The organism is Enterobacter cloacae complex sp. SYL001, from assembly GCF_049237025.1.
GTDB lineage: Bacteria > Pseudomonadota > Gammaproteobacteria > Enterobacterales > Enterobacteriaceae > Enterobacter > Enterobacter intestinihominis.
This window is the reverse complement of record NZ_JBMKJI010000054.1, coordinates 1-2954: the sequence shown is the minus strand read 5'-3', so window position 1 is coordinate 2954 and position 2954 is coordinate 1. Positions and strand designations below refer to the sequence as shown.

At 53.7% G+C, this 2954-nt stretch carries 1 pseudogene; it reads left to right on the top strand.

Annotation, left to right across the window (positions count from 1 at the left end):
• Positions 1-108: 108 nt before the first annotated feature.
• A pseudogene (locus tag ACOTZP_RS23735) lies at positions 109-2954 on the top strand (Tn3 family transposase); the annotation flags it as partial.

The window sequence follows — 2954 nt, the reverse complement described above, 5'->3', positions numbered from 1 at the left end:
TATGGTGATCCCCTGGGCGAAATGCGCCTGGTAAGCAGAGTTTTTGAAATGTAAGGCCTTTGAATAAGACAAAAGGCTGCCTCATCGCTAACTTTGCAACAGTGCCCTTTCATCAACCTGCGTAGGGGCAGGCATAACCGGTTGGGAATTGCCCTTCAACTCACAACTGCCCGCTTTCTGGGAACCTTCTTGTCCGATCTCATGCAAATACCGCCCGGTGTCCAGTTTTATGTCGCAAGGCAACTTAACATCCGCTATCCAGAGATCATTTCCCGCTATGCTCAAAGGGAAAACACACGTTGGGAGCACCACGGGCTTATCAGGCAGCACTATAGCTATCATGATTTCGGTGATTTCCCGTGGTCGTTCAGACTGAAGCGATTGCTGTATACCCGTGCATGGCTCAGTAATGAACGCCCCGGACTGATGTTCGATTTTGCCACCGCGTGGTTGCTTCAAAATAAAGTGTTGTTGCCAGCCGCATCCACCCTGACGAGAGTCATTGGTGAAATCCGTGAGCGTGCGACCCGCCGCTTGTGGCGAAAATTGGCCGCGCTGCCAAACCGTTGGCAGACCGCACAACTGGCTGGGTTACTTGAAATCCCCGAAGGACAGCGACTCTCAGTGATGGAGCACCTAAAAAGAGGCCCTGTCACTATCAGCGGCCCCGCGTTCACTGAAGCACTTGAACGTTACACTCGCCTGCGCAGCCTGGAGTTTTCCTGTCTGAATTTCACTGGGCTGCCCGCCATACAGCTCCGCAATCTGGCACGCTATGCCGGAATGGCATCGGTGAAATATATCAGCAGAATGCCAGAAGAACGGCGGCTGGCGATCCTTACCGCATTCGTGAAAGCGCAAGAAATCTCGGCGCTGGACGAGGCCGTTGACGTGCTGGATATGCTGATCCTCAATATTACCCGGGAGGCGAAGAAAACCGGGCAGAAAAAGCGACTTAGGACGCTCAAGGATCTTGACCGCGCGGCGTTGCTGCTGGCGCGGGCATGCGCACTTTTACTTGATGAAGATACCGCCGATGATTTGCTGCGAAAGACCATATTCAGCAGTGTGTCTGTCGCCAGACTGGCAGAGTCCGTGGAAAAAGTGAATGAACTGGCCCGCCCCCAGGATACAAACTTTCAGGATGAAATGGTGGAGCAATACGGACGGGTAAGGCGTTTTTTGCCCGCACTACTGCGCGATCTGCACTTCCGTGCGGCCCCAGACGGTGAACATACCTTGGCTGCCATCCATTACCTGGCAGAGCTAAACGGCTCGAAAAAACGGATCCTGGACGATGCACCTGAACATATCATTTCAGGCCCTTGGAAACGCCTGGTGTACGATGCTGACGGTCGGATACAGCGAGCAGGTTACTCGTTGTGTCTGCTGGAGCGACTTCAGGATGCGCTACGCCGTCGTGACATCTGGTTGGAAAACAGCGATCGTTGGGGTGATCCGCGCCAAAAACTTCTTCAGGGGGAGGAATGGCAGGCGCAGCGGGTTCCAGTCTGCCGGGCATTGGGTCACCCCACTAATGGCAGTAAAGCATCGGAGCAATTGGCCGCTCAGTTAGATGAAACCTGGAAAACGGTGGCATCACGTTTTGATCGCAATACCGCCGTGGACATCTGCAATGAAGGTAAACATCCTTCGCTGACCATCAGCAGCCTGGATAAATTGGATGAACCACCGGCGCTGATACAACTGAGCAGCCGAGTCAGACAATTGCTTCCACCCGTTGACCTGACAGAACTGTTGCTCGAGATTGACGCCAGAACTGGCTTCACCCGTGAATTCAGCCATGTCAGCGAGTCAGGTGCCCGTGCGCAGGATCTGCATATAAGCCTGTGTGCGGTGATGCTGGCTGAGGCCTGCAATATCGGACATGAGCCGCTGATCAAGCACAATATCCCTGCACTGACTCGCCATCGTCTGAGCTGGGTGAAACAGAACTACATCCGAGCAGAAACGCTGGTTAGCGCCAATGCGCGGCTGGTTGATTTTCAGTCCTCGTTAGCGTTGGCAGGATACTGGGGGGCGGGGAGGTAGCCTCCGCTGATGGTATGCGTTTTGTCACGCCAGTGAAAACGGTGAATTCTGGCCCCAACAGAAAATACTTTGGTTCAGGGCGCGGCATCACCTGGTACAACTTTGTCTCTGACCAATATTCGGGTTTTCATGGCATAGTGATTCCTGGAACACTGCGGGATTCCATCTTTGTGCTGGAAGGGCTACTTGAGCAACAAACGGGACTAAACCCGGTTGAAATCATGACGGACACAGCAGGTACCAGTGACATTATCTTTGGCCTGTTCTGGCTACTGGGATACCAATTTTCACCTCGTCTGGCGGATGCGGGTGAGGCTGTGTTCTGGCGGGCCGACAAAGCAGCGAATTACGGGGCGTTGGACAAACTGGCGCGGGGTTGTGTTGACCTTTCTAAAATCGAAAGCCACTGGGATGAGATGATGCGGGTTGCCGGTTCGCTGAAGCTGGGCACTATTCATGCGTCAGAACTCATTCGATCGCTATTGAGAAGTACCCGACCGTCAGGGCTTGCTCAGGCAATAATGGAGGTCGGAAGAGTTAACAAGACACTGTATCTTCTCAACTATATTGATGATGAGGACTATCGTCGCCGGATCCTAACACAGTTGAACCGGGGTGAAGGCCGCCATGCCGTTGCAAGAGCCATCTGCTACGGTCAGCGTGGCGAGATCAGAAAACGTTACCGCGAGGGGCAGGAAGATCAGTTGGGTGCGCTGGGTCTGGTGACAAACGCAGTGGTGCTGTGGAATACGCTTTATATGCAGGAAGCCTTGTCGCACCTGCGCAGCATCGGGGAAGGGCCAGAGGATGAACATATCGCGCGGCTTTCGCCTCTGATGCACGGTCATATCAACATGCTGGGACATTATACGTTCACACTACCGGAGGATATTATGAAGGGG